General features: G+C 57.5%; 15 protein-coding genes and 1 tRNA gene. 3 read left to right on the forward strand and 13 right to left on the reverse strand.

Translation table 11 applies throughout. From position 1 onward, the window contains the following. From VGR81_12190 to VGR81_12200, 3 genes are all read right to left on the reverse strand, one after another. Positions 1 to 450 (reverse strand): transposase (locus VGR81_12190; GenBank protein HEV2289703.1); only part of this gene is annotated, 450 nt, incomplete at its 3' end. A 625-nt stretch (positions 451 to 1,075) separates the two neighbouring features. After that, positions 1,076 to 3,199, reverse strand: coding sequence for an elongation factor G (gene fusA, locus VGR81_12195; protein ID HEV2289704.1), 2,124 nt, complete (start codon positions 3,197 to 3,199; stop codon positions 1,076 to 1,078). A gap of 302 nt (positions 3,200 to 3,501) precedes the next feature. Then, complete coding sequence (locus VGR81_12200; GenBank protein HEV2289705.1) at positions 3,502 to 5,304, reverse strand: hypothetical protein; 1,803 nt, start codon at positions 5,302 to 5,304, stop codon at positions 3,502 to 3,504. 629 nt (positions 5,305 to 5,933) lie between these two features. On the opposite strand from VGR81_12200, the gene VGR81_12205 reads away from it, so the two are divergent. Then, positions 5,934 to 6,701: a PEP-CTERM sorting domain-containing protein gene (locus VGR81_12205; protein ID HEV2289706.1), complete on the forward strand. Its 768-nt coding sequence runs from the start codon at positions 5,934 to 5,936 to the stop codon at positions 6,699 to 6,701. A gap of 148 nt (positions 6,702 to 6,849) precedes the next feature. On the opposite strand, the gene VGR81_12210 is transcribed toward VGR81_12205, so the two are convergent. The 4 genes from VGR81_12210 to greA are packed head-to-tail and all read right to left on the reverse strand — an operon-like array spanning position 6,850 to position 9,228. After that, complete coding sequence (locus tag VGR81_12210) at positions 6,850 to 7,752, reverse strand: isoaspartyl peptidase/L-asparaginase (GenBank protein HEV2289707.1); 903 nt, start codon at positions 7,750 to 7,752, stop codon at positions 6,850 to 6,852. Between the two features lies 1 nt (position 7,753). Beyond that, positions 7,754 to 8,026, reverse strand: a complete 273-nt coding sequence (locus tag VGR81_12215) for a hypothetical protein (protein ID HEV2289708.1) — start codon at positions 8,024 to 8,026, stop codon at positions 7,754 to 7,756. Continuing rightward, on the reverse strand, positions 8,023 to 8,730 hold the full coding sequence (locus tag VGR81_12220; protein ID HEV2289709.1) for a CDP-alcohol phosphatidyltransferase family protein: 708 nt from the start codon (positions 8,728 to 8,730) through the stop codon (positions 8,023 to 8,025). Before VGR81_12220 ends, VGR81_12215 begins: the two co-directional genes overlap by 4 nt. 18 nt (positions 8,731 to 8,748) lie before the next feature. Further along, the gene (gene greA / locus VGR81_12225; GenBank protein HEV2289710.1) at positions 8,749 to 9,228 is read right to left on the reverse strand and encodes a transcription elongation factor GreA; all 480 of its coding nucleotides are present in this window, start codon (positions 9,226 to 9,228) and stop codon (positions 8,749 to 8,751) included. A gap of 342 nt (positions 9,229 to 9,570) precedes the next feature. Between greA and VGR81_12230 the strand changes: the two genes are divergently transcribed. After that, entirely contained in the window at positions 9,571 to 10,557 is a 987-nt protein-coding gene (locus VGR81_12230; GenBank protein ID HEV2289711.1) for a FliA/WhiG family RNA polymerase sigma factor, read from the forward strand. Positions 10,558 to 10,670: 113 nt separating this feature from the next. Here VGR81_12230 and VGR81_12235 read toward each other — a convergent pair whose 3' ends face one another. Genes VGR81_12235 through VGR81_12245 form a run of 3 tightly spaced genes read right to left on the reverse strand, consistent with a single transcriptional unit; the run spans position 10,671 to position 16,602 of the window. Beyond that, positions 10,671 to 12,167, reverse strand: a complete 1,497-nt coding sequence (locus tag VGR81_12235) for an efflux transporter outer membrane subunit (protein ID HEV2289712.1) — start codon at positions 12,165 to 12,167, stop codon at positions 10,671 to 10,673. Beyond that, a complete protein-coding gene (locus tag VGR81_12240; GenBank protein HEV2289713.1) occupies positions 12,167 to 13,399 on the reverse strand; it encodes an efflux RND transporter periplasmic adaptor subunit in 1,233 nt (410 codons plus the stop codon). Before VGR81_12240 ends, VGR81_12235 begins: the two co-directional genes overlap by 1 nt. Before the next feature lie 32 nt (positions 13,400 to 13,431). After that, positions 13,432 to 16,602: an efflux RND transporter permease subunit gene (locus VGR81_12245; protein ID HEV2289714.1), complete on the reverse strand. Its 3,171-nt coding sequence runs from the start codon at positions 16,600 to 16,602 to the stop codon at positions 13,432 to 13,434. Between the two features lie 615 nt (positions 16,603 to 17,217). On the opposite strand from VGR81_12245, the gene VGR81_12250 reads away from it, so the two are divergent. Continuing rightward, the gene (locus VGR81_12250) at positions 17,218 to 17,712 is read left to right on the forward strand and encodes an Hsp20/alpha crystallin family protein (protein ID HEV2289715.1); all 495 of its coding nucleotides are present in this window, start codon (positions 17,218 to 17,220) and stop codon (positions 17,710 to 17,712) included. Positions 17,713 to 17,803: 91 nt separating this feature from the next. Here VGR81_12250 and VGR81_12255 read toward each other — a convergent pair whose 3' ends face one another. From VGR81_12255 to VGR81_12265, 3 genes are all read right to left on the reverse strand, one after another. Further along, positions 17,804 to 18,676, reverse strand: a complete 873-nt coding sequence (locus VGR81_12255; GenBank protein HEV2289716.1) for a rhodanese-like domain-containing protein — start codon at positions 18,674 to 18,676, stop codon at positions 17,804 to 17,806. 527 nt (positions 18,677 to 19,203) lie between these two features. After that, a tRNA-Ser gene (locus VGR81_12260) sits at positions 19,204 to 19,296 on the reverse strand. Positions 19,297 to 19,300: 4 nt separating this feature from the next. Beyond that, positions 19,301 to 20,273, reverse strand: a 973-nt coding sequence (locus VGR81_12265) for a tyrosine-type recombinase/integrase (GenBank protein ID HEV2289717.1), incomplete at its 5' end; no start/stop codon positions are given.

Genomic DNA, 20,273 nt, shown 5'->3' on the forward strand with positions numbered 1-20,273 from the left:
GGGATTGTGCGCGATGTAGAGGCGGATCGCGTCGAGTTCATCGCCAGAGCGGATGATGTGTTCATAGTAGTTGCGTTGCCAGAGGGAGCCGGTGCGGTGGAGAGCGCGATTGACTGCAGCGGTGGAGAGGGATTTGAAGGCACCGATGACCTGACCGAGAGATACGGGTTTAGGGACGTCGCGACTCTGGGGAGTCGCCCGCCCTGGCGGGCAGGCGCGGGCGACCCAAGGGTCGCCCCTACGATCCGTGTTCGCGATGGTCCTCGTAGGGGCAGGGCTCGCCCTGCCCGCGGGCCTCAGGCCCGTTGACGTCTGGGGCCGGGACAGAAATATGATTCCGTGTACGTGATTCGGCATGACTACGAATGCATCCAGTTCGACAATTGGAAAGCGCGTCGGAAGCTCACACCATACAGACCACACAGCATCGCCGGCACGATTGCATTCCATTTTGCAATCAACGACGCGTCCGAGAATCGATTTATGGCCTGCGACGCAGAGGGTGAAGAAGTAATAAGCGGCATCGGAGTAGTTGTAGTGTGCGAGACGGATGGAAGGACGGGAAGAAGCCGAATAGGTGGGGATGCCGCGATTATATATTAAGTGGTTAGAGTAGCAGGGCAGTTATAGGAGTCAAAACGCGACTCGGGAGAGTCGCGCAGGCGGGGCAAGCCCTGCCCCTACGAAATGCAGCGGGCGCAGCAAGCAGCGCCCCTACGAAAGTCGGTAGTGGCCGTGGCCGAGGAAGGCGAGCAGACGGAGATCGCCCTGAGCCCGAAAGAGATTGAGTCGAGCGAGGCAACATCTCGGGGATATTCCACAGCCGAGGCAAAGCGGCGTCGAGCCTGCCTGCGGCAGGCAGGTTCCGGTTGCGCCTGCCACGGCGGGCAAGCCGGAATCCGCGAAGCGGACCGCCCTTCGGCTACGCTCAGGACAAGCCGCACTCCAACAGAGCGAGTTGCGCGAGCAGGACAAGCCCCGCCGCTACGAAAAAAACAGCAACAGCAGATTCCCTGCCTGTGGCAGGCAGGCTCACACGGCCAAAATACGGCCGGTTCGGAATGACAAGAAAATATCAGTGGCCGTTGGCGGCGGAGGCAGCCTCCTCATCTTCCGCGGCGTGCGGCTTATGCGCGGCGATGATTTTCTCCGCGATTTCCGCGGGCACGAAATCGTAGTGCGAAAATTCCATGGAATAGCCCGCGCGCCCCTGGGTCATGGACGTCAAATCGTTCGCGTAGCTGAGCATTTCCGCCAGCGGCACTTGCGCGCGCACCACGACATTGTGCCCGCGCGCCTCGCTCCCGCTGATGCGCCCGCGCCTTGAACTGATATTCCCCATGATGTCGCCGGAATACTGATCCGGCGCGTAGACTTCCACTTTCATGATGGGCTCGAGCAGCGCCGGCCGCGCCTGCTTCATCGCTTCCTTGAATGCCAGCGCGCCGGCGATCTTGAACGCAATGTCCGACGAATCCACGTCGTGATACTTGCCGTCGTAGAGGCTGGCGCGAAAATCCACCACGGGAAATCCGGCGAGATAGCCGCGCTCGGCCGCGTCGTGAATTCCCTTCTCGACCGAAGGAATCCAGTTCTTGGGAATCGCGCCGCCGAAAATATCGTCGACGAATTCGAAACCCGCGCCGCGCGGCAGCGGCTCCATCTTGATGCGGCACAATCCGAATTGACCGTGGCCGCCGGTCTGCTTTTTGTGCTTGCCTTCCGCATCGGCCTTGCCGCGAATCGTTTCGCGATAGGGCACCTTCGGCGGCTTGAGCGTCAGCTCGACGTGATAGCGTTTGCGGAGCTTGGCGACCACGACTTCGATATGCTGCTGCCCCGCGCCGGCGAGCAAAAATTCCTTCGTCTGCGGATCGCGGCTGAAGCGCAGCGCGGGATCCTCTTCGAGGATGCGGTGAATCGCCACGCCGATGCGATCTTCGTCCGCGCGCGTCTTCGGCTCGATGGCAAACGTGATGGACGGCTCGGGAATGCGCGCCATGGGATAAAAAATTGTCGCGGCCTTGTCGCCGAGCGTGTCGCCGGTCGTCGTATCTTTCAGCTTCGCGATCGTTCCGAGGTCGCCGGCGTGCAGCTCGGCAATGGCTGTGGCTGTTTTTCCCTGGCGCACTTCGAGATGCTGAAATCGCTCGGTCGAATTGCGGTCGAAGTTCGCGACGTTGGCGTCGTTGTGCAGCACGCCGCTCATCACTTTGAAATAGCTGATGCGCCCGGCGAACGCGTCGGCAATCGTCTTGAAGACGAAAACCGAAAGCGGCTCTTTGTCGGCGACGGTGCGCTCGACGCTCTCGCCTTTGCGCTCCGCGCCCTTGAAACCGATGGCCTTCCCGCGCGCCACGGGCGACGGAAATTCCTCGACGATGAAATCCAGGATCGCGTCGCTCCCGATATTTCGCAGTGCCGCGCTCACCAGCACGGGGAAAATCCGCCGCTCGAGGACCGCTTTGTGCAGGCCTTTTTTCAAATCTTCGACCGGCAGCGTGCCTTTGTCGAAAAATTCCTGCATCAGCTCGTCGTCGCCCTCCGCGACCATTTCGACGAGCGCTTCGTGCGCGGCCTTCGCGGCTTCGGCCATGTCCGCGGGAATTTCCTCGACTTTCGCTTTGCCGTCGCCGTCCGGCGCGTACATGAGCGCCTTCATCGCGATGAGGTCAATCATGCCCTTGAAATTTTTCTCCGCGCCGATCGGCAACTGCACCGGCACTGCGCCGCGCCCAAAAACCTGCTGAATCGACTCCAGCGCGCGCTCGAAACTGGCCAGCTCGCGATCCATCCAGTTGACGACAAACGCGCGCGGCAGCTCGTACTCCGTCGCGTAGTCCCACACTTTTTCCGTCACCACCTGGCAGCCGGCCGAAGCATCCACCAGAATCAGCGCCGCGTCCGCGGCGATCAGCGCGGCTTTCGTGTCGTTCACGAATGTGGAATATCCCGGCGTGTCCAGAAAATTGATTTTTGTTCCCTGCCACTCGGCGTAGGCGATTCCCGTCTGAATCGATATTTTGCGGGCGATTTCTTCTTCGTCCCAGTCCGTGACCGTGGACCCTTCGGTGACTTTGCCCAGCCGCTGCGTCATTCCCGCAGTGAACAGCATCGACGACACGAGCTGCGTCTTCCCCGTGTCGCCGTGGCCTACAATGCCCACGTTTCGAATTTGCTCCGTGTTATACGTTTTCATGTTTCACCTCGTTGGCCTCGAACGGCCGAAGATCGTCGGCAGCTCGCGCATGGCGCGAACAATTCGCGCGACCGCCAGAAATCGATGAAGAAAATGATGCGGCGCTTATGCGATGAAACTTTTCGGATGTTTGCAGTATTTTAGCGGCGGCCTGTGGGCCGAAAGTAAAGCAGCGTTCACAAACATTTCTGAGGCGCATCGGCAAGCCGTTCGCCCCCTGCGGAATCCCCGGATGCTAGCACATGAGAATCGCACCAGCAACCGCCGCGCTGCTTCGAGAGAAGATGCCGGCTTCGTTCAATTCAGGTAGTGATTTCGCGGAAGAGGCGATCCCACAGGGTGGGGTTCTTCCAGTATTCGACGTGGGCGATGAGAGGAACCACGGCGTCGGGATCCTTTACATTGTCGACGCCCGGAGGAATGTACGGACCCGGATTGATGATGTCGTAGAACTTCAACTCGCCGCAGATAATGTCGCTGGGGGAGTAAACATTGACCCAGGGGAACTGGCGGAATCTCGCGTAGTCCTGGATAAGGGGCTGCACGGACGCGGCGAGCTGCTCGCGTATGTGAAAGGTATCTTTGCCCTGGATATTGAAAAAGAAGGCCGTTTTGTCCAGCGGCGAGCCGAACGTCGCAAGAATCCGCGTACGGCCCGCAACATCAAGCTCGTTGTCGATGAGTTCGTCGAGTGTGAGGAGCTTATTCAGCGTGTCGTAAGCGATGACCGAACCGAGAGAATGACCGACGACGCCGACTTTGGAATAGAGCGGAAATTGTGAATTCCCAGCGCGCGCAGAGTATAAAGGCGCGAGGGTATCGAGGGCGAGTTGCTTGATCTTCTTGCGCACCTCGTCGAAGCGATCGAGTGTGTTCGGCGTGACGTACACGGCGACGTCGCCGGGATACTCGACCATGATGTCACGAACCAGCTTGCTGACAAGCAGCAGAACCGGCCACACCCAGAATGGATTCGCTATGAGGTCAATCACCTTCTGCAAACAGGACGCCAGCTTGCTCGGATCGAAGTACCAGTGAGATTTCACGAAGATCAAGAGGCCCAAGAGAATCAAAAGCCCGAGCTGAACGATGGAAACGGCAACGAAAATTGGGAGCGGATGCCCTTTCTCGCGATAAGCAACTCCCTTCGACTTCGAGACTGCCCGCCGCCACATCGCGAAAAGGCAAAGAAACAAGGCCGCGAGAATCGCGGATGTGGAAACGAACTGCGTGGCGCGGTAGTGTATGCCTTGCAAACCTTTGGCGATCAATGCAGAACGAGTGACCAGCGACATGCACGCGGCGCCAGTCAGAATCGAAAGGGATGTAATTATTAGCCCAGTCCAGGAAAACAGCCAGATAATGCGCTTCGCCACCCGCGGCAGCTTTCCGACCGCGCTCATCTCCGCGAGGAACAGCATCGCGCCGAAGGTGAAGACGAGAGCGAAAACCGCTGTGGCGATGGCCGTGACTTGATTCCAATACTGAGAGATGGGCCACGGCCCGAAGAACGAAAACTTCAAGTGGGCCGCCGAGGCCGCCAGAATTACGGCATTGATTGCGCCGAGCGCCACAAGGAGCAGTAAAGTAAGAACAATCTCAAAGGCGGCTCGTTTGGGAATCTTGAAATTCCAGAAACCTTGCGCGCACTTCCCTTCCTTAACGTCGGGATCCAGGATGGGGGAAGTATCGTCAGGAAACATGGCGCGGCGGAAAGGTTTGCGACAGTTCAGGATGCCGCGCAGGCCGCCGTTAAAAAAGAACGATATGACGTCGGCGAGTTTGGGAACCCCCTCGGTGAGCGGAGCCCAATACGCTTCATAAAGATGCAGTTCTCTTGTCGTGGGAGTTCCCAATCTGCGCGGAAGATCGACTTCGACTCGCTGGACTACCTGAATCTTGGTGGGATCAGTGGTGTCTGTGAATTTGGTAGTCCCGACGCGCGGCGGCTTCACGTTGGCGGGATTTTCGGCGGCGTCGGTGACTGAGAGGATGCCTTCTGTAAGAGAGTCGAGCGTTTCAAATGGAACCTGCTGGCCCATGCCGTGGACGATCCAAATGGCGCGCTTATCGACCACACCGGGCTCGGCAAGATGCTCAACCAATTCCGCGGTGCTTTTAAATTTGGATGCGGCAGGAGCGCGAGTGAAAAAAGAGAGCGTTTGATGCTCTGCGGGCGGAGCAATCTCGTAGTTACAATGCCTGCTCTCTGAATCAGGGTGTGGTCGGACCTTTTCCACGGAAACACCTCCGGAAAAAGTACGGCGAGCCTACGCTACAATTATTCAATAGTCAATCAACTAGTAATAAAGATCAGCGCCCTAGAAAAACCCGCCGCCGAAAGCTGGTTGCCTGCCTGCCGCTTGCCCGCGGCGGCGGGGGGCGGGCCGGGAGCGACCCTCACACGGAGGAAATACCCGAAATCCGCGAGATCTTGATCGGGACGCCAAAATCGAGTCAATTTCTCGTAACGTACACAAAACAAAGGATCGTAAAATCTCTAGTTGACAGCTTTTGCATTCCGTCTTGCGGGCTGAGGGCTGATTCGCACCCTCCCGGGAACCACCAAAAGCGCAGGCGATTGGAACTAGGGGTAAAAAGTTTGCGCATTCCAAAATGGAACTAGGCTTGCTTCAGTTTAGTTCTTTATCATGAGAGACTTAGCGAAATGGAAAGTCCCAAGGCTGGCAGCCAAAATGCTACACAGATCAGCGATATTCGATCAGGGGGCCAGATGCGACTCAGGAATGCGGTTTTGACGCTGGGATTGGCGGCTTTCGCGGCAGCGCCGGCATTTGCGGGAAATGTGAATATCTCGATGGGATTTGGCGGACCGGATGGTCCGCTGGGCACGAGCGCCAGCTACACTTCCGGTAGCGCGACGATTACGGCGTATGGTTACGAGTGCTCGGCGACGGACGCGACGACGAGCGGGACGCTTTCCGGCTGCGCGGCCTCGGATCTCTACCAGAAGAGCGACGGCGGGTCGGAAGTGGGATTGGGGCTGGCGGGAGAAACGGATCATGAAATCGGCATGGATTCTACAAGCGCGGATTTTCTGATCGGCCTCGACCTCAGCAATCTTCTCAAGCTCGGCGCGACTTCCATCACGCTAGACTTCGGAAGCTGGCAGCCGGGTGAAGCTTACGCGGCGCTGGGATATGCGGCAAATCCTTTCTTGAGCGGCACGTTCACGCTGGACGGCCTGACGAACACAAAGGCGTGGGTGGGAAACCCTGGAACTCTCCCTGGCAATCCGCAACAGTACTCCTCGACGTTTAGTTTGAATTCGGGAGACCAGTTTTTGGTTCTGCTTTCGCCGTGCGGAGCGAACCCGTCGGCGCCGCTTGGGCCGTGCGGAAGCAACGTGACGCTGGCAGGACTTTCGGCGACGTCTGCGACGCCAGAGCCGGGGACGCTGGCACTGTTTGTGACTGGCTTGCTGGCGCTGGGATTCGCGGCGCGGCGACGCTGGGTCTTCGCGCGAAATTCCGCGAATTAAAATTGCGGAAGTTGCCGCGGCTGTAGATTTGGAATTTGGGTGCAGATGCAATTCCGCCGGGCCGTCACTCTCCTTCGGCCCGGCGTTTTTTTCGCGCGAAAAATTTTTTGCCCGAAACAATTCCTGCGAGCAAATTCGAGCAGCGAAATTATGGCGCGATGAAGAATGAGCCGTCGCGCTCGAGATAACCGTAAGCCATGTGCGATGTGCTGAACGCCGCGCCGGGATTGCCGTCGCGGTCGAGAAGAATCAAGCCGCCGGTGCCATGCGCGCGGCGATCCAGCAGGCGAATGCACTCCTGCGCGGTGTCCTGCGGCGGCTTGCCGGAGTGAAGCAGATCCGCAGCGGTCTTGGCCATGACGATTTTCATGATGGCTTCGCCGTGGCCGGTGCAGGAAACTCCGCCGGCCTCCGCATCGGCGTAACATCCGCAGCCCACCAACGGCGCGTCGCCGACGCGTCCGGGAAATTTGCAGCACGTGCCGCCGGTGGAAGTACCCGCGGCGATTTTGCCACGCGCATCGCGAGCGACGGCGCCGACCGTTCCGTGTTTATCGCCGAAGTGAAATTCCGACGAATGGCCTTCGCTTTTGCACCGCTGCCATGCGGCGCGTTCGCGGTCGATGATCAACTCGGCGGGATCGCAGAGCGGAAATCCATTTTCGCGAGCGAACAATTCCGCGCCAGCGCCGGCGAGAAGCACATGGTCGCTCGACTCCATGATTTTGCGCGCGAGGCGAATGGGATTGCGGATGCGTTCGACGGCGGCGACGGCTCCGGCATCGAGCGTTGCGCCATCCATGACGATGGCGTCGAGCTGCACATGGCCATCGCGATTGAGATGCGAACCGATGCCTGCGTCAAAGGTGATGTCGTCTTCGAGAACGACGATGGCAGCTTCGACGGCGTCCATTGCCGAGCCGCCACGGGCGAGAATGTCGCGGCCGATTTCCAGCGCGCGGCGAATTCCAGCGCGGCAATCGGCAACGGCCGCGTCTGGAATGTTCCAAGCGCCGCCGTGAACGATGAGGGAAAAGGGTTGAGAATTCACGTCAGAACGTCAGGCCTAGGAAAATGAGAACGGGCCCAACGATCAGGACGAGGCTAAGCCCGAGGAGAAGACGCAGAACATGCTCGCGCTCGGCGGCGAAGCGAACGGCCTTGGGCCGCTCAATTTTTTCGCGCGGAGCACGAAGCGAAGAGCGAAAAATTCGGAGATACGTTTCGAGCCAGAAAAAAATCTGATGACGCGATTGCCACAAAAGATGCAGGCCAGCGAGGACGACGAGAATGCCGACGAGAGCCAGAGGCCCGCGCACGTTCACGCGCCTCGCCTTGCGGTGCGCGCGATCAGCTCGGTCATTTCGTGCTGCGCCGCGGGCTGGGCAGATTGGGACGACTTGGAGTCGGAAGTTTGAGCGGCGGAAACATTCCCTTCGGCAGCAGCGCGGCGGCCTTCGGTTTCTTTCCAGGTGTGCCAGATACGATGAACGACAGTCACGTTGGGGCCGATGGCGAGAATCAGCAGGGCGATCGGAACGCGGCCGAAAACGGCGCCCAAAATCAGAAGGCCGAGGCGCTCGGGACGATCCCAAAATCCGACGCGGCAGCGATCAATCAAAGATTCCGCGCGGGCCTGCGAATAGCTGACCATCACAGCGCCGGCGAGGGCGATGCCGGTCAAAAGCGCCAGCCAGAAACGATTGACCGTCGAATAGTAAACCAGCAAGCCGAGGAACACGGCGAGATCGGCATAGCGATGCAGAACGGACTTCAGAAATGCCGTGAACAAACTAATTTGCGGCTGACGGCGCGCCAGCGGGCGGGCAAGCAAATCGCAAACGGCTGCCGGAATCATGGCGATTCCCGCGGCGGTGAAGCGGCCCAGGCCAAAAAACACCGCGGCAGCGAGACAGAAAGCGAATCCGGTGAGAGTCAGGAGACTTGCGGGGATGCGCGCCTTCGCCAAGAGTGCAACGGCGCGATCCAAGATCCGGCGAAACGGCCGGGCAAAATTTTCGATCCGCATGTGGCGGCGCTCTACTCCTTAAACCTCGTCATAGATCGTCGAAAGCTCGGTAACTTCAAATTCCTTGAGACCGGCGGGCGTCTGGACTTTCACTTCGTCGCCGACTTTTTTGCCCAGAAGCGCGCGGCCAATGGGAGAAGAAGTGGAAATCAAGCCCTTGGACACGTCGGCCTCCTCGGCAGTTACGAGCTTATACTCGGTCTTCTGCGATTTGCCAATATCCAAGAGGGTGACTGTTGACCCATAGGCAGCACGGTCTTTGGGGAGGTTATTCAGGTTCACCAGGGAGATTTCAGCCATACGGTGATGCAACTGGCCGAGCCGGGCGGAAACGAAGGACTGGCGTTCCTTGGCGTATTTGTATTCGGCGTTTTCGGAAAGATCGCCGTGAGCGCGAGCCTTCATCAACTCCTTGGGAAGCTCGCTGTGGAGTTCATGCTCGAGTCCGGCGATTTCCGCTTGAATTTTCTTTTTGAGTCGCTCGCTGATGTCTGTCATTTTCCCCGTGCGTGAGCGGGAGATGCGCTTTCTTCAGCCGATCTGGTGTTCTTTCGCAAGGCCCCCGAGAGGCTTCCGTTTACCCTTGAAGTATAGAGGATTTGATGCTGGCGCTGCAATCAAAGGAACAGTCTGGGTTGCGAACACGCCGCGGGGCGCGGCATAGCTCTTCCGAAATGGGACTCTGTTCCCGCATTGATTCCTGCTTTTGGCTGAGACAAGAGGCCGATCTCATGTGCGCTAAGTCTAAACTTTCCGGCAGAGGTGCGGCTTGACTGCGAAAGCGCGCATCGTCATACTGGAATTCCCTTCCAGAAAGATCTTCCATTCCCTTTGCCGAGCGTGCGCATCCTTGTCGCGGAAGACGAACAGCCCGTCGCGAGCTGTTTGAACAAGAGTCTCGAAGCGGAGAAAGCGAGCGCGGAAAAAGCGCAAGGGCGCAGCACCGTCGCTGAGCGCGGACGAGAGGCAGCATCTTTTTACCGGCCGGCACACGCGGGCAGACCAAGCGACCGCGTGGCGAATGCGGATTGCGCGGCTCCGGCTGCGTGGCAAATGGACTCCGGCGCGCGCGAGCATTTGCTGCTCGAGCATCTTCCGCAGGTGCAGTACATCGCGCAGCGAATTCATGCCGGCTTGCCAGCGTACGTGCCGCTCGAGGATTTAATCCATGCGGGAGTTATTGGATTGATCGAGGCGCTGGAGCGTTTTGATCCGAAAAGGAATGTGCAACTCCAATCTTTCGCGAAGTTCCGCATCCGCGGCGCGATTCTCGACAGCATTCGCGCGCTGGACTGGGGCTCGCGGCGCCTGCGGCGGCAAGGACGACGGATCGAAGAAGCCATCGTGAAATTGAGAGGCGAGCTGCATCGAGCGCCGTCTGTGACTGAGATTTCGGATGAATTGCGGATGGAAACCGCGGAGCTACAGCGCCTGCTCGGCGAAATTCGGGGGTTGCGGCTCGGGAGCCTCGACGATTTTGACGATGAACCGGAAAGCCGCGCGTATGACGCTGCGCAATACCGCCCGGACGGCGGGGAAAACGATCCGTTCGTTCTGCACCTACGCTCAGAGATGAAAACGCTGATGTTCAGAGCCATCACAAAATTGGACGAGAACGAGCGGCGGGTGCTGGCGCTTTACTACGCGGAAGAAATGAATATGAAAGACGTGGGCGAGATGCTAGGCGTCAGCGAGTCGCGCGTTTCGCAGATTCACTCTGCAGCGCTGCTACGGATTCGAGCGAACGTGCGGGAGGCGATGAAGCCGGGTGAGGCTGGCGAATCGCGAGAACGTTCATCCGAAATTGATGATGCATGCGCTCTTTAGACGGAAAACTTCCCGCAAAGAGCTCGATGAACTGCGACAGTTGTTGGATCAGCACGAAAAGAAGCGGCGATGAGCGCATCCGCGAAATTGATTAGCGCGGCTTCACCTCTGGTTCAATCCGCAGGCAGACTGGAGACATCCCAACCGCCGCCGAGGGCCTTGATGAGCAAGACGCTGGCGACGGCGCGGCGAGTCAGAATGTCCGCGGCGGCACGCTCATTGGCCAGCGCGGCGCTCTGCGCAGTGATGACTTCGAGATAGGAAGTTACACCGCCTGTGTAGCGATTATTGGAGAGGGCGAGGGAGCGCTGCGCGGCAGCGACGGCAGCGTCTTCCGTAACGGTTTCCTGCTGCAAAATGCGCTGCGCGGCCAAATTGTCTTCGACTTCCTGAAAAGCGGTAAGAACTGTCTGGCGATAGGACGCGACGGATTGATCAAAGGCCGCCTGAGCCTGCGCAGTGATGGCGTGGCGGCGGCCACCTTCGAAAATCGTTTCGAGAGCTGAGGCGCCAAAGGCCCACAAGCCGCTGGGGCCAGAGAGCAAATTCGTGAGCGTGCTGCTTTCGAAGCCGCCCGAGGCGGCGAGCGTGATGGAAGGATAGTATGCCGTCTTCGCGACGCCGATTTGGGCGTTGGCTGCGTCGACCCGGCGCTCAGCGGCAGCGATGTCCGGGCGGCGCTCGAGCAACTGCGAAGGAAGGCCCGGCGGTACGGGCGGCGGCGGAGCGAGCAGAGGCGAGAAAGAAAGCGCAAAGCCGGATGCGGGCTGGCCAATCAACACACCAATCGCATGCTCGAATGCGGTGCGCTGGACAGCGATGTCGATGGACTGAGCGCGAGTGGTTTCAAGCTGCGTTTGCGCCTGAGCGACGTCTACTTCTGACGCGAGGCCGCCTTTGAAGCGATCCTGGGTTAACTTCACTGAATTTTCGAACGCTTCGACGGTGCTATTGAGAAGCTGCTCTTCCGTGTCGAGGCCGCGCAATTCGAAATAATCCATCGCCAGTTCGGCATGAAGGCTGAGATTGACCGTGGCAAGGTCCGCGGCGGTGGCCTGGGCCTCTGCGCGGGCGGACTCGACGGTGCGGCGAACTTGACCCCAAACGTCCGGCTCGTAGGAGATATCGACGGGCAGAAGAAGGTCACTGTAGTCGGTCGCTGATCCCGGACCATACAGAGCCTTGTTTTGGGACTGACCTACGCGCGAAGCGGCCGGATTGACGCCAACAACGGGATAGTAGGAGCCGCGAAAGTAGCGAACGGCGGCGCGCGCCTGCTGGTATTGAGCCTCGGCGATTTTGAGATTCTGGTTGGAGATGTCGATTTGTTTTTCAAGGTCGTTTAATTTGGGATCCTGGAAAACTTCCCACCAATTGCCGCGAGGAGCAGCATCACTGGGCTGCGCAGGCTGAAAATCTCCGGCTTCTTTGTAGGCGTCTGGCGCTGGAGCGGGAGCTGCGGGCTTGGCGTATTTGGGGCCGATCGTGCAGCCGGCGACAAAAAGCAGGACTGCGAAAATCGCGCCTGCGAGCGAAAGGCGCAGCAATTCGCGGAATGGCGTCCTCGCGGGAAGCGCCAGACTGAACTGCTTATGAAAATAGCCGCTCACTACTGATCCTCGTTGGAGACTCGCGTATCGATGCGCACGGCTTCGCCATCGACGAGCGAATCCGGCGGATTATCAATGATGAGATCGCTATCCGTGATGCCGGAAACGACTTCCACGTGGGTGCCAAAGTCGCGACCGAGACTGATGGGGACGAGTTTCGCGTGCTTGCCGTCATCAACGGTGGCTACTTGAAGGCCCGCGGAGCGGAAGATGAGCGCGGTAATCGGCAGAAGGTATGTGGAAGCTTTTCCGGGAAGAGCGATATGAATTTCCGCATAGGCGCCGGGGAGAAGCTGGCCGGAGGAGTTGTTGACGTCCACTTCGATGAGGAGCGTGCGAGAAGCCTGGGCGATTGCCTCCGAGGTGCGGACGAGCGTTCCATAAAACTTGCGGCCGGGGAATTCGGGAAGAGTGAGAAAAGCCTTCATGCCCGGTTTCGTGGCGGCGGAATAAATCTGAGGAACACTTACATAGACACGAAGGATGTTGGTGGCGGAAATGTGAAACATCTGCTGGCCGGACGATGTGCCGCTGCCCGCATTGATCAAATTCCCGACATCGATATTGCGAGCGGTGATGACGCCATCAAAGGGCGCATAGACTTTTTCGAAGGACTGCAATTCTTCCAGGCGCTTGACATTGTCGGATGCGGACTGGACCTGCGTTTGCGTGGCCTGGCGAGCGGCGACGGCAGTATCGACATCCTGTTTGGCGACGGAATTCGTATTCAACAAGGCCTGATAGCGATTCGCAGTAATTTGGGCGATGCGATAGTTGGCCTGCGCAGTGGAAAGATCCGCTCTGGCCTGCGCGAGCTGCTGATCGACTTCGGGAGTGTCAATTTCGGCGAGGAGCTGGCCCTTTTTCACGTGCGCGCCGATATCGAAATACCAGTGCTTGAGGTAACCATTGGTGCGTGCGTAGATGGGCGCGTCGGAAAAAGGCTGAATATCGGCGGGCAGGACAATCTCCTGCTGAGGCGCGGCCTTGCCGGGATGGATCACCGCAACCGTGGGCACGGCGAGGAAAGCAGTATCCTGCTTGAGCGCGGCGTTCGCTTTCGAGCGCGAATAAAGTCCCCAGACTACGACCAAAGCTGCCACCACCAGGAACACCGTGAGCCACAGCCAGCCATGCTTATTTTGCCGCTGCGGGTTCGGAAAACGAGAATCCGGCGAAGGAGAGGAGAATTGCTCCCTCGCTGGCGAATCCGGTTGAATACCAACTCCCATAGACCTCTCCCTGCGAGAAACGCAGTGATCGCTCAGGTTGACGCCGATTCTCTCGGAGTCTCTATCGGCCGCTGCCGATGGAAAATGCTGAAACAAACAGGTACAAAAAACAGCGTGGCGACGGTTGCGAACAGAAGGCCGCCAATCACGGCGCGGCCCAAAGGAGCGTTCTGCTCGCCGCCTTCACCCAAAGCCAAAGCCATCGGCACCATGCCGATAATCATAGCAAGAGCGGTCATCAGGACGGGACGGAAGCGCGTGAAGCCCGCTTCGACGGCAGCCTCGGCGGGACTCAGGCCTTCGTGCAACTTTTCCTTGGCGAAGCTGACGACGAGAATGCTATTGGCCGTGGCAACGCCCATGCACATAATCGCGCCGGTGAGCGCCGGAACGCTGAGAGTCGTGCGCGTGACAAATAAGATCCAGACAATTCCCGCCAATGCCGCCGGCAGCGCGGTGATGATGATGAACGGGTCGAGCCAAGATTGGAAGTTCACCACGATGAGCAAATAAACCAGCAGAATGGCAAATACGAGGCCGCCGAGCAATCCGACGAAAGAGGAACGCATGGTCTCGATCTGGCCGCGAATCATGAGTTGAGAGCCGTGCGGCAAGGAGGAGCGGCTGGCATCCAGGGTCTTGTCGATATCTCGAGACAACTCGCCTAAGTCGCGACCTTCGGCCGTGCCATAAATGTCGATGACGGGCTGAATGTTGTAATCGGAGACGTCGGCCATTTCCGCGCCGCGCGTGACGGATGCGATGTTGCCGAGGATCTGCGGCGGAGCGCCGTTTGCAGGGGTCAACGGGATGTTCAGGAGATCTTGAAGTGATTCGATGCGGTACTGAGGCATCTGCGTGGCGATGGGATAGCTGACGCCATTTTGCGGGTCGAGATAGAACGTGGGCGTGGTCTGGAAGCTTCCGCTCAGCGAAACAAGCACGTCGCTTGCTACATCACGCTGCGAGAGGCCCAACAGATTCGCCTCCGTGCGGTCCACTCTCACTTTTATATCCGGATAATCGAAAGGCTGTTGAACGCGAAGATCTACGAGTCCGGGAATTTGCCGGAGCTTTTCCAGAAGGTGGTCGGCGAAAGCACGATTGGCATCGCGGTTCTGGCCCACGATCTGAACATCAATGGGAGATGGAAGGCCGAAGTTCAGGATCTGGCTGACAATGTCGGCGGGCAAAAAAGCGAAGGTGACGCCGGGATATTCGCGGTTCAGCTCGATGCGCAAATCGTGAACGTACTTTGCGGTTGGATGATGCTTCGGTTTGAGCGACACCAGAATGTCGCCGTCACCGGGGCCAATCGGAGACGAAGTGCTATAGGTCAAGTTGATGCTGCTATAAGGCGTGCCAATGATGTCGATGATGGAATCGAATTCTCCGGGCGCAATGGCCTGACGAATCGTGCCCTCGACCCGGGCGCATAGAGCGGCAGTGTCTTCGATGCGCGTACCTGTCGGCGCACGAAGATGGACGCGGAACTGACCGCTATCCACGCTCGGGAAAAAATCCTCGCCGATGAATGGAATTAACGCCATGGAGACGAGGCAGACCGCAAGAAAAACGGGCGCGAAGATGCGGCGACGTGCAACACAGGCTTCGAGCAGCTCGCGATAGAGCACTCTGGCATGCTGATACATTTCCTCAAAACCGCGCTGCAACAGAATAAAAGGATTGATGCTTGCGTAATGACCGCTATGTTCATCGGAGCGATGGAACTTAAGCAAATACTTGGCCATGGTGGGAACGAGCGTTCGCGAGAGGAGATAGGAGGCCAGCATGGCAAAAACGACCGCTTCGCCAAGCGGCACGAACAAATAGCGCGCGACGCCGGTCAGGAAAAACATGGGAACGAAAACGATGCAGATCGCAAGCGTGGATACAAAAGCAGGGACAGCAATTTGCTGAGCGCCCTCGAGAATCGCAGGCTCCAATTGCTTACCCTGCTCGAGATGATAATTGATGTTTTCGATCGCGACTGTGGCGTCGTCGACCAATATGCCAACGGCGAGAGCTAAACCGCCGAGGGTCATGATGTTGATGGTCTCCCCGAGCGCGCCAAGGACGATAAGCGACGTGAGAATCGAAAGAGGGATGGAAACGGCGATGATCAGCGTGCTGCGCCAGCTCCCCAGAAACAAAAGGATCATGAGAGCCGTCAGGCAGGCTGCAATGATCGATTCGCGTACCACTTCATTAATCGCCGCGCGGACGAATATGGATTGATCCGCTTGAGGGCGGACCTCGAGCGTGCTGGGCATGATGGTCTTGATGTGCGGAAGGGCGTTCTTAACTCCAGAGATCACGTCGAGCGTCGAAGCGCTTCCCGACTTTTCGATCGTCAGGATGGAAGCGCGCCGGCCGTTGACACGTGCGATTTCTGTCTGCGGAGGGTATCCGTCGCGGACATGGGCGACGTCGCGGAGATAGATGACGGTGTTGCCGACGGTCTTGACCGGAAAATTATTCAACTGATCGACGACGGTGGGACTGCCGTTCAGGTCAACATCGTACTCGAAGGGACCGATCTTGACCGTGCCTGAAGGAAGAATCAGGTTTTGATTACCGACGGCATTCACAACATCCACCGGCGACAGCCCTTTGGACTGCAATTCCGCGGGATCCAGATCGACTTGAACCTGGCGGACGCGGCCTCCATCGGGCCATGGAATGGACACACCCTGAACCGTCGCGAGCTGATTGCGCATCGTGTTCATGGCAATGTCGGTGACCTGCTGTTCGGACATGCCGTTGCCGGAAAGAGCCAACTGGAGAATGGGAACGGTGGAAGCGTTGTAAATGATGACGATGGGAGGAGTGGCGCCGGCGGGAAGCAGGCGAAGAACGGTCTGAGAACAGGCAGTGGCCTGAGCTACTGCCGTGGAAATGTTCACACTCGGATGGAAAAACAGTTTGATTACGGATTTTCCGTTGATCGACTGCGATTCGATGTGTTCGATATCGTTAACGAGCGTGGAGAGCAAGCGTTCGGACGGAAGAGTGATCCGGTTGTCGAGTTCCTGCGGCGTAAAACCCTGATAATCCCAGACGACACTGATGACCGGGATGGCGATATTGGGAAAAACGTCTTTCGGCGTCCGGCTGATCGAGAGCGGGCCAAGAATAAGAATCAGCAGAGCCATGACAACGAACGTATAAGGCCGCTGCAGGGCGATCCGAACAATCCACATCTTTCACTCCCGAGGTCTTCTCAGCCGGATAGCATACTTGAGAGCGACGGCAAAGGTCTACGTGATCGAGAAATGTTCTCCGGGGAGAGCGGCCGAACAGAAGGAGCATCTGGCCACGCGCTCTTTGTGGCGACAGTATTTCAGACGTATCGCGAAATCAATTCGATGCAGGATTTTACGGGCAGATTCAGATTCGCGCGAGGGCACCAAATCCCGCCGACGGCGGGTGATCGTTGTCACTTTGAACCGTATTGGAAATCACTGTCTGCTTCCCCCGGCGGGCCTCAGAATGGCGCAGAAGTATGGGGGGCCGCAAATGGGAGAGAGCCACAAAGGCGCGGGGGGCGGAAAGTCCGGGCCCAGCCTGCGGGCTACACCAAGCGATGACCGCATAAAGCGGCCGCTTCGGTATGACCATTGCGGAACCTGCGGTACTTCTCTCCGGGCCGGCGGCGATGCGCCAAGCCTGCCTGAAGCGCCGTGCAGTTCGACGCCCCGGCCCTCGACAGCCGGGACCACTTCCCGCACACGCGCCGGCTCGGAGCATGAACTTTTGGAAGGCACACAAAGCAACTTTATATCCGTAACGAAATTGCTAGAGAAAGGAGAGCTGCTGTGACGAATCTGGTAGTCCGGGATAATTTTTTCCAGGATCTTTTCGACTTCCGCCGCGATTTTGATCAGATCTTCAACCGCATCCTGCTCGGAAAGCCAATGCTTTCGGAGCAATTTGTTCCCAATAAGGAATTCGACTTTCTGCCAGCGGTGGAGTCGTATGTCGATAAGGACGGCAAGAAATTCATCTGCCGCGTGTCCCTGCCCGGCATCGAGCCGAAAGATGTCGAAATTCAAGCCAAGGAAAACCTGCTGACGATCAAGGGCGAGAGAAAGATCACTCGCGCGGCCAAAGAAGTTGATCTGATGGACGAAGAGATTATGTACGGCGCATTCGAGCGTACGTTCACTCTTCCCGAAGGTGTCCTCACTGACAAACTCACTGCCGAATATCAGAATGGCATGCTGGAAATCACGGCGCCCGTCGCCGTCGCGGCTCTGCCGCGAAAGGTGGAAATCAAAGTGGTCCCGATTTCCAAGCAGATGGCCGCCTGAAATTCGGAAAGTGAATCATGGCCCGGGGTCTGTGGTGCCCCGGGCCATTTCTTCTGTAATCGTGCGTACTGAACGAAGACAGGTCTGAAGATTATTTTTCCACGGGCAAATCTTTGCGGTCGCTCCACTCTTCCCAGGAACCGTCGTAGAGGCGTGCCTGATAGCCGAGCATTCTGGCCACAAACCAAATCAATGTGGCGCGTACGCCGAGATAGCAGTACCCGGCAATCTGATTTCCCGGCCGGACACCAGCGCCGCTGAGAATACTAGTGAGTGCAGACGCATCCTTTAGTTCCCCGTTCTCGTTGGTCAGCTCCTCAATAGGAATATTTTTGGCACCGGGGATGCGGCCGTCTTTCAAATAGGACTGCGCCAGACGCGCATCGATGAGGGACAGACCCGGCCGATGAAGGTGGGAGGAAATCCATGCAGCGTCGGCAAAATATTCAGGATGCAAATGAGGAACGAGTTTGCCGGGCGCGGGGGTTTTCGTCTCAGAAGTGACCGCATTGCCAGCTTTCTGCCACGCCGGCAAGCCGCCATCGAGGAGAGATACGCGATCGCCAAGGCCGTAGTAGGCTAGCGTCCAGATCACACGCGTGGCCCCCACAATGGAGCCCACTCCACTATCCCTATCTACGAAGTAGACAACGATCCTCGAATCGGCAGAAATGCCGCGAGCCTCGAAGGCGGATGTGAGCGCTTCAACGGGCGGCAGTTCGAACTTCAAGCGGTCCGAAACAGAGATGTCCTCGAGGGACGTGAGCTGGGCCCCGGGAATGTGTCCTTTGCGAAAGCTGTCCGCACTGCCGACGTGAAGGAGGACAAGATTGGCGTCGTGCAAATGCTGGGCGAGCCACGACGAAGAAACGAGAAACGGAACCCGTTCTTTAGACGCCGCAGGCATGGCGACCACGGCCAGCGCGATCAAAATCATCGAGAGTCGAGCAGCGAGAATCCTCATTGCGTTCCTTCCTCTTTGTTCGAGCACTTTGCCGATCCATGAGGATCGCAAAGCCCGGGATCCTTAATTGCAAGTATATGACATCAAGACCAATAGAAACATACCGACTGGTCGGTACTCTGTCAATAGGGAGATCTCTACCCGGAATGTCTTACCGTCTGTAGTGGAGGGAGTATCCGTGCGGCAGGCCTCTTCTTGCGGCGGTTCGGTCAAGATCGAAAGGATCAAGGTTCATCACTTTGTCGCAGGCTGCCACGAAGCCTTCCACAAATTTTTCATTAGAGTCAGTGTAGGCGTAGACTTCCGCGAAGGCGCTGGCCGTTCTTGTAACGGTCGTTGGCACGCTTTCAATGGTAGCCAGTGGTGCGGAGCCGTTCGTAGATTGCTGGTGCTACCGTGTCTCTGTCTCTTCCCACGCGCATATAGCACTGAGCGTTTTGAAATCTCTCCGCAGGGAAAATTGAAAAATGGCAACATCATCAGCGAAAAGTGGCAACACCATGCGTTTTTCTTGGGAATTTCGAATCTGGCGGAGAGGGGGGGATTCGAACCCCCGGTAGGTCTTTTGGCCCTACAACGGTTTAGCAAACCGCCGCCTTCAGCCTCTCGGCCACCTCTCCGAAATTAACTTCTTGCTGCATTGTAGCTTAGGACCCCGGTTTGTGACAGTCCAGACTTCGACTGCCCAGTTTTAGTGCAAACTGTCACACTTTTGTCACACAACTTATGTAGTAGTTTCCCGACTGCCGCATGTTTCGCGTCGAGATTTGTGTGCGTGTAACGCATCGTCACCGTGATACTCGAATGCCCCAGCAACTCTTTCACTGTAACGATGTCCACGCCTCGCTCTACCAGCCGGGAAGCAAACGTGTGACGCAGAGTGTGCCACGTCACTCCCTCGACTCCCGCTTTCTTGCAAGCGAGCTTGAATCCTGCCTTCAAATCAACAAACGGCTTGCCGGTATCGGGATTGTAGAAAACAAATTCGTTCCGTTTGCCGAGCGCCCAATACTCCAAAACTTTTCGCGCGTCCGCGTTAATCGGAACAGTGCGAATTTTTTGCGTTTTGGGCGCGAAAACATTCAGAATATTTTTGTCCAAATCCACGTTTGACCAGCGCAGCGAAAAGATTTCTCCGATCCGCAGACCTGTATTCAGAGCAAATCGAATTAAATCCTGAAGATACGGCGCTGCATTTTGGAGAAGCTTTTCTTCTTCTTCTGGACTCAAAACTCGTAGCCCAAAGTTAGATTCCCGAAAGAACTTAACCTTACGGAATGGATTCAAACCCAGGTAGAGGTCCCATTCGATTGCTAAATTAAACATGCGCTTGAGCAAGGCCATTTCCCGATTCACCGTCGAACCGGAAACCGAAGCCCGTCTGTGCATCTTATAGCCTTCGATGTCCGCCGAAGTGATTTCGGAAAACTGCCTTTCGCTGCCAAAGAAGTCTTTCAAATGCCCAAGCATCTGTTCATCCCGCAACCAGGAACGTTTGTTGACTTTCGCGTGCTCCATGTAGCGGTTGCCGAATTCGCCGAAAGTGATTTTCACGGGCCGTCGGAAAACACCCCGCAAAATCTCGGATTTTCGGATG

It is taken from the genome of Candidatus Acidiferrales bacterium (assembly GCA_035934015.1).
Classification (GTDB): Bacteria; Acidobacteriota; Terriglobia; order Acidiferrales; family UBA7541; genus DAHUXN01.

Coding starts and splice junctions, on each gene's coding strand:
- VGR81_12205 (HEV2289706.1), top strand. CDS start 5,934: ATGCGACTCAGGAATGCGGTTTTGACGCTGGGATTGGCGGCTTTCGCG.
- VGR81_12245 (HEV2289714.1), bottom strand. CDS start 16,602: ATGTGGATTGTTCGGATCGCCCTGCAGCGGCCTTATACGTTCGTTGTC.
- fusA (HEV2289704.1), bottom strand. CDS start 3,199: ATGAAAACGTATAACACGGAGCAAATTCGAAACGTGGGCATTGTAGGC.
- greA (HEV2289710.1), bottom strand. CDS start 9,228: ATGACAGACATCAGCGAGCGACTCAAAAAGAAAATTCAAGCGGAAATC.
- VGR81_12240 (HEV2289713.1), bottom strand. CDS start 13,399: ATGGGAGTTGGTATTCAACCGGATTCGCCAGCGAGGGAGCAATTCTCC.
- VGR81_12220 (HEV2289709.1), bottom strand. CDS start 8,730: ATGCGGATCGAAAATTTTGCCCGGCCGTTTCGCCGGATCTTGGATCGC.
- VGR81_12255 (HEV2289716.1), bottom strand. CDS start 18,676: ATGAGGATTCTCGCTGCTCGACTCTCGATGATTTTGATCGCGCTGGCC.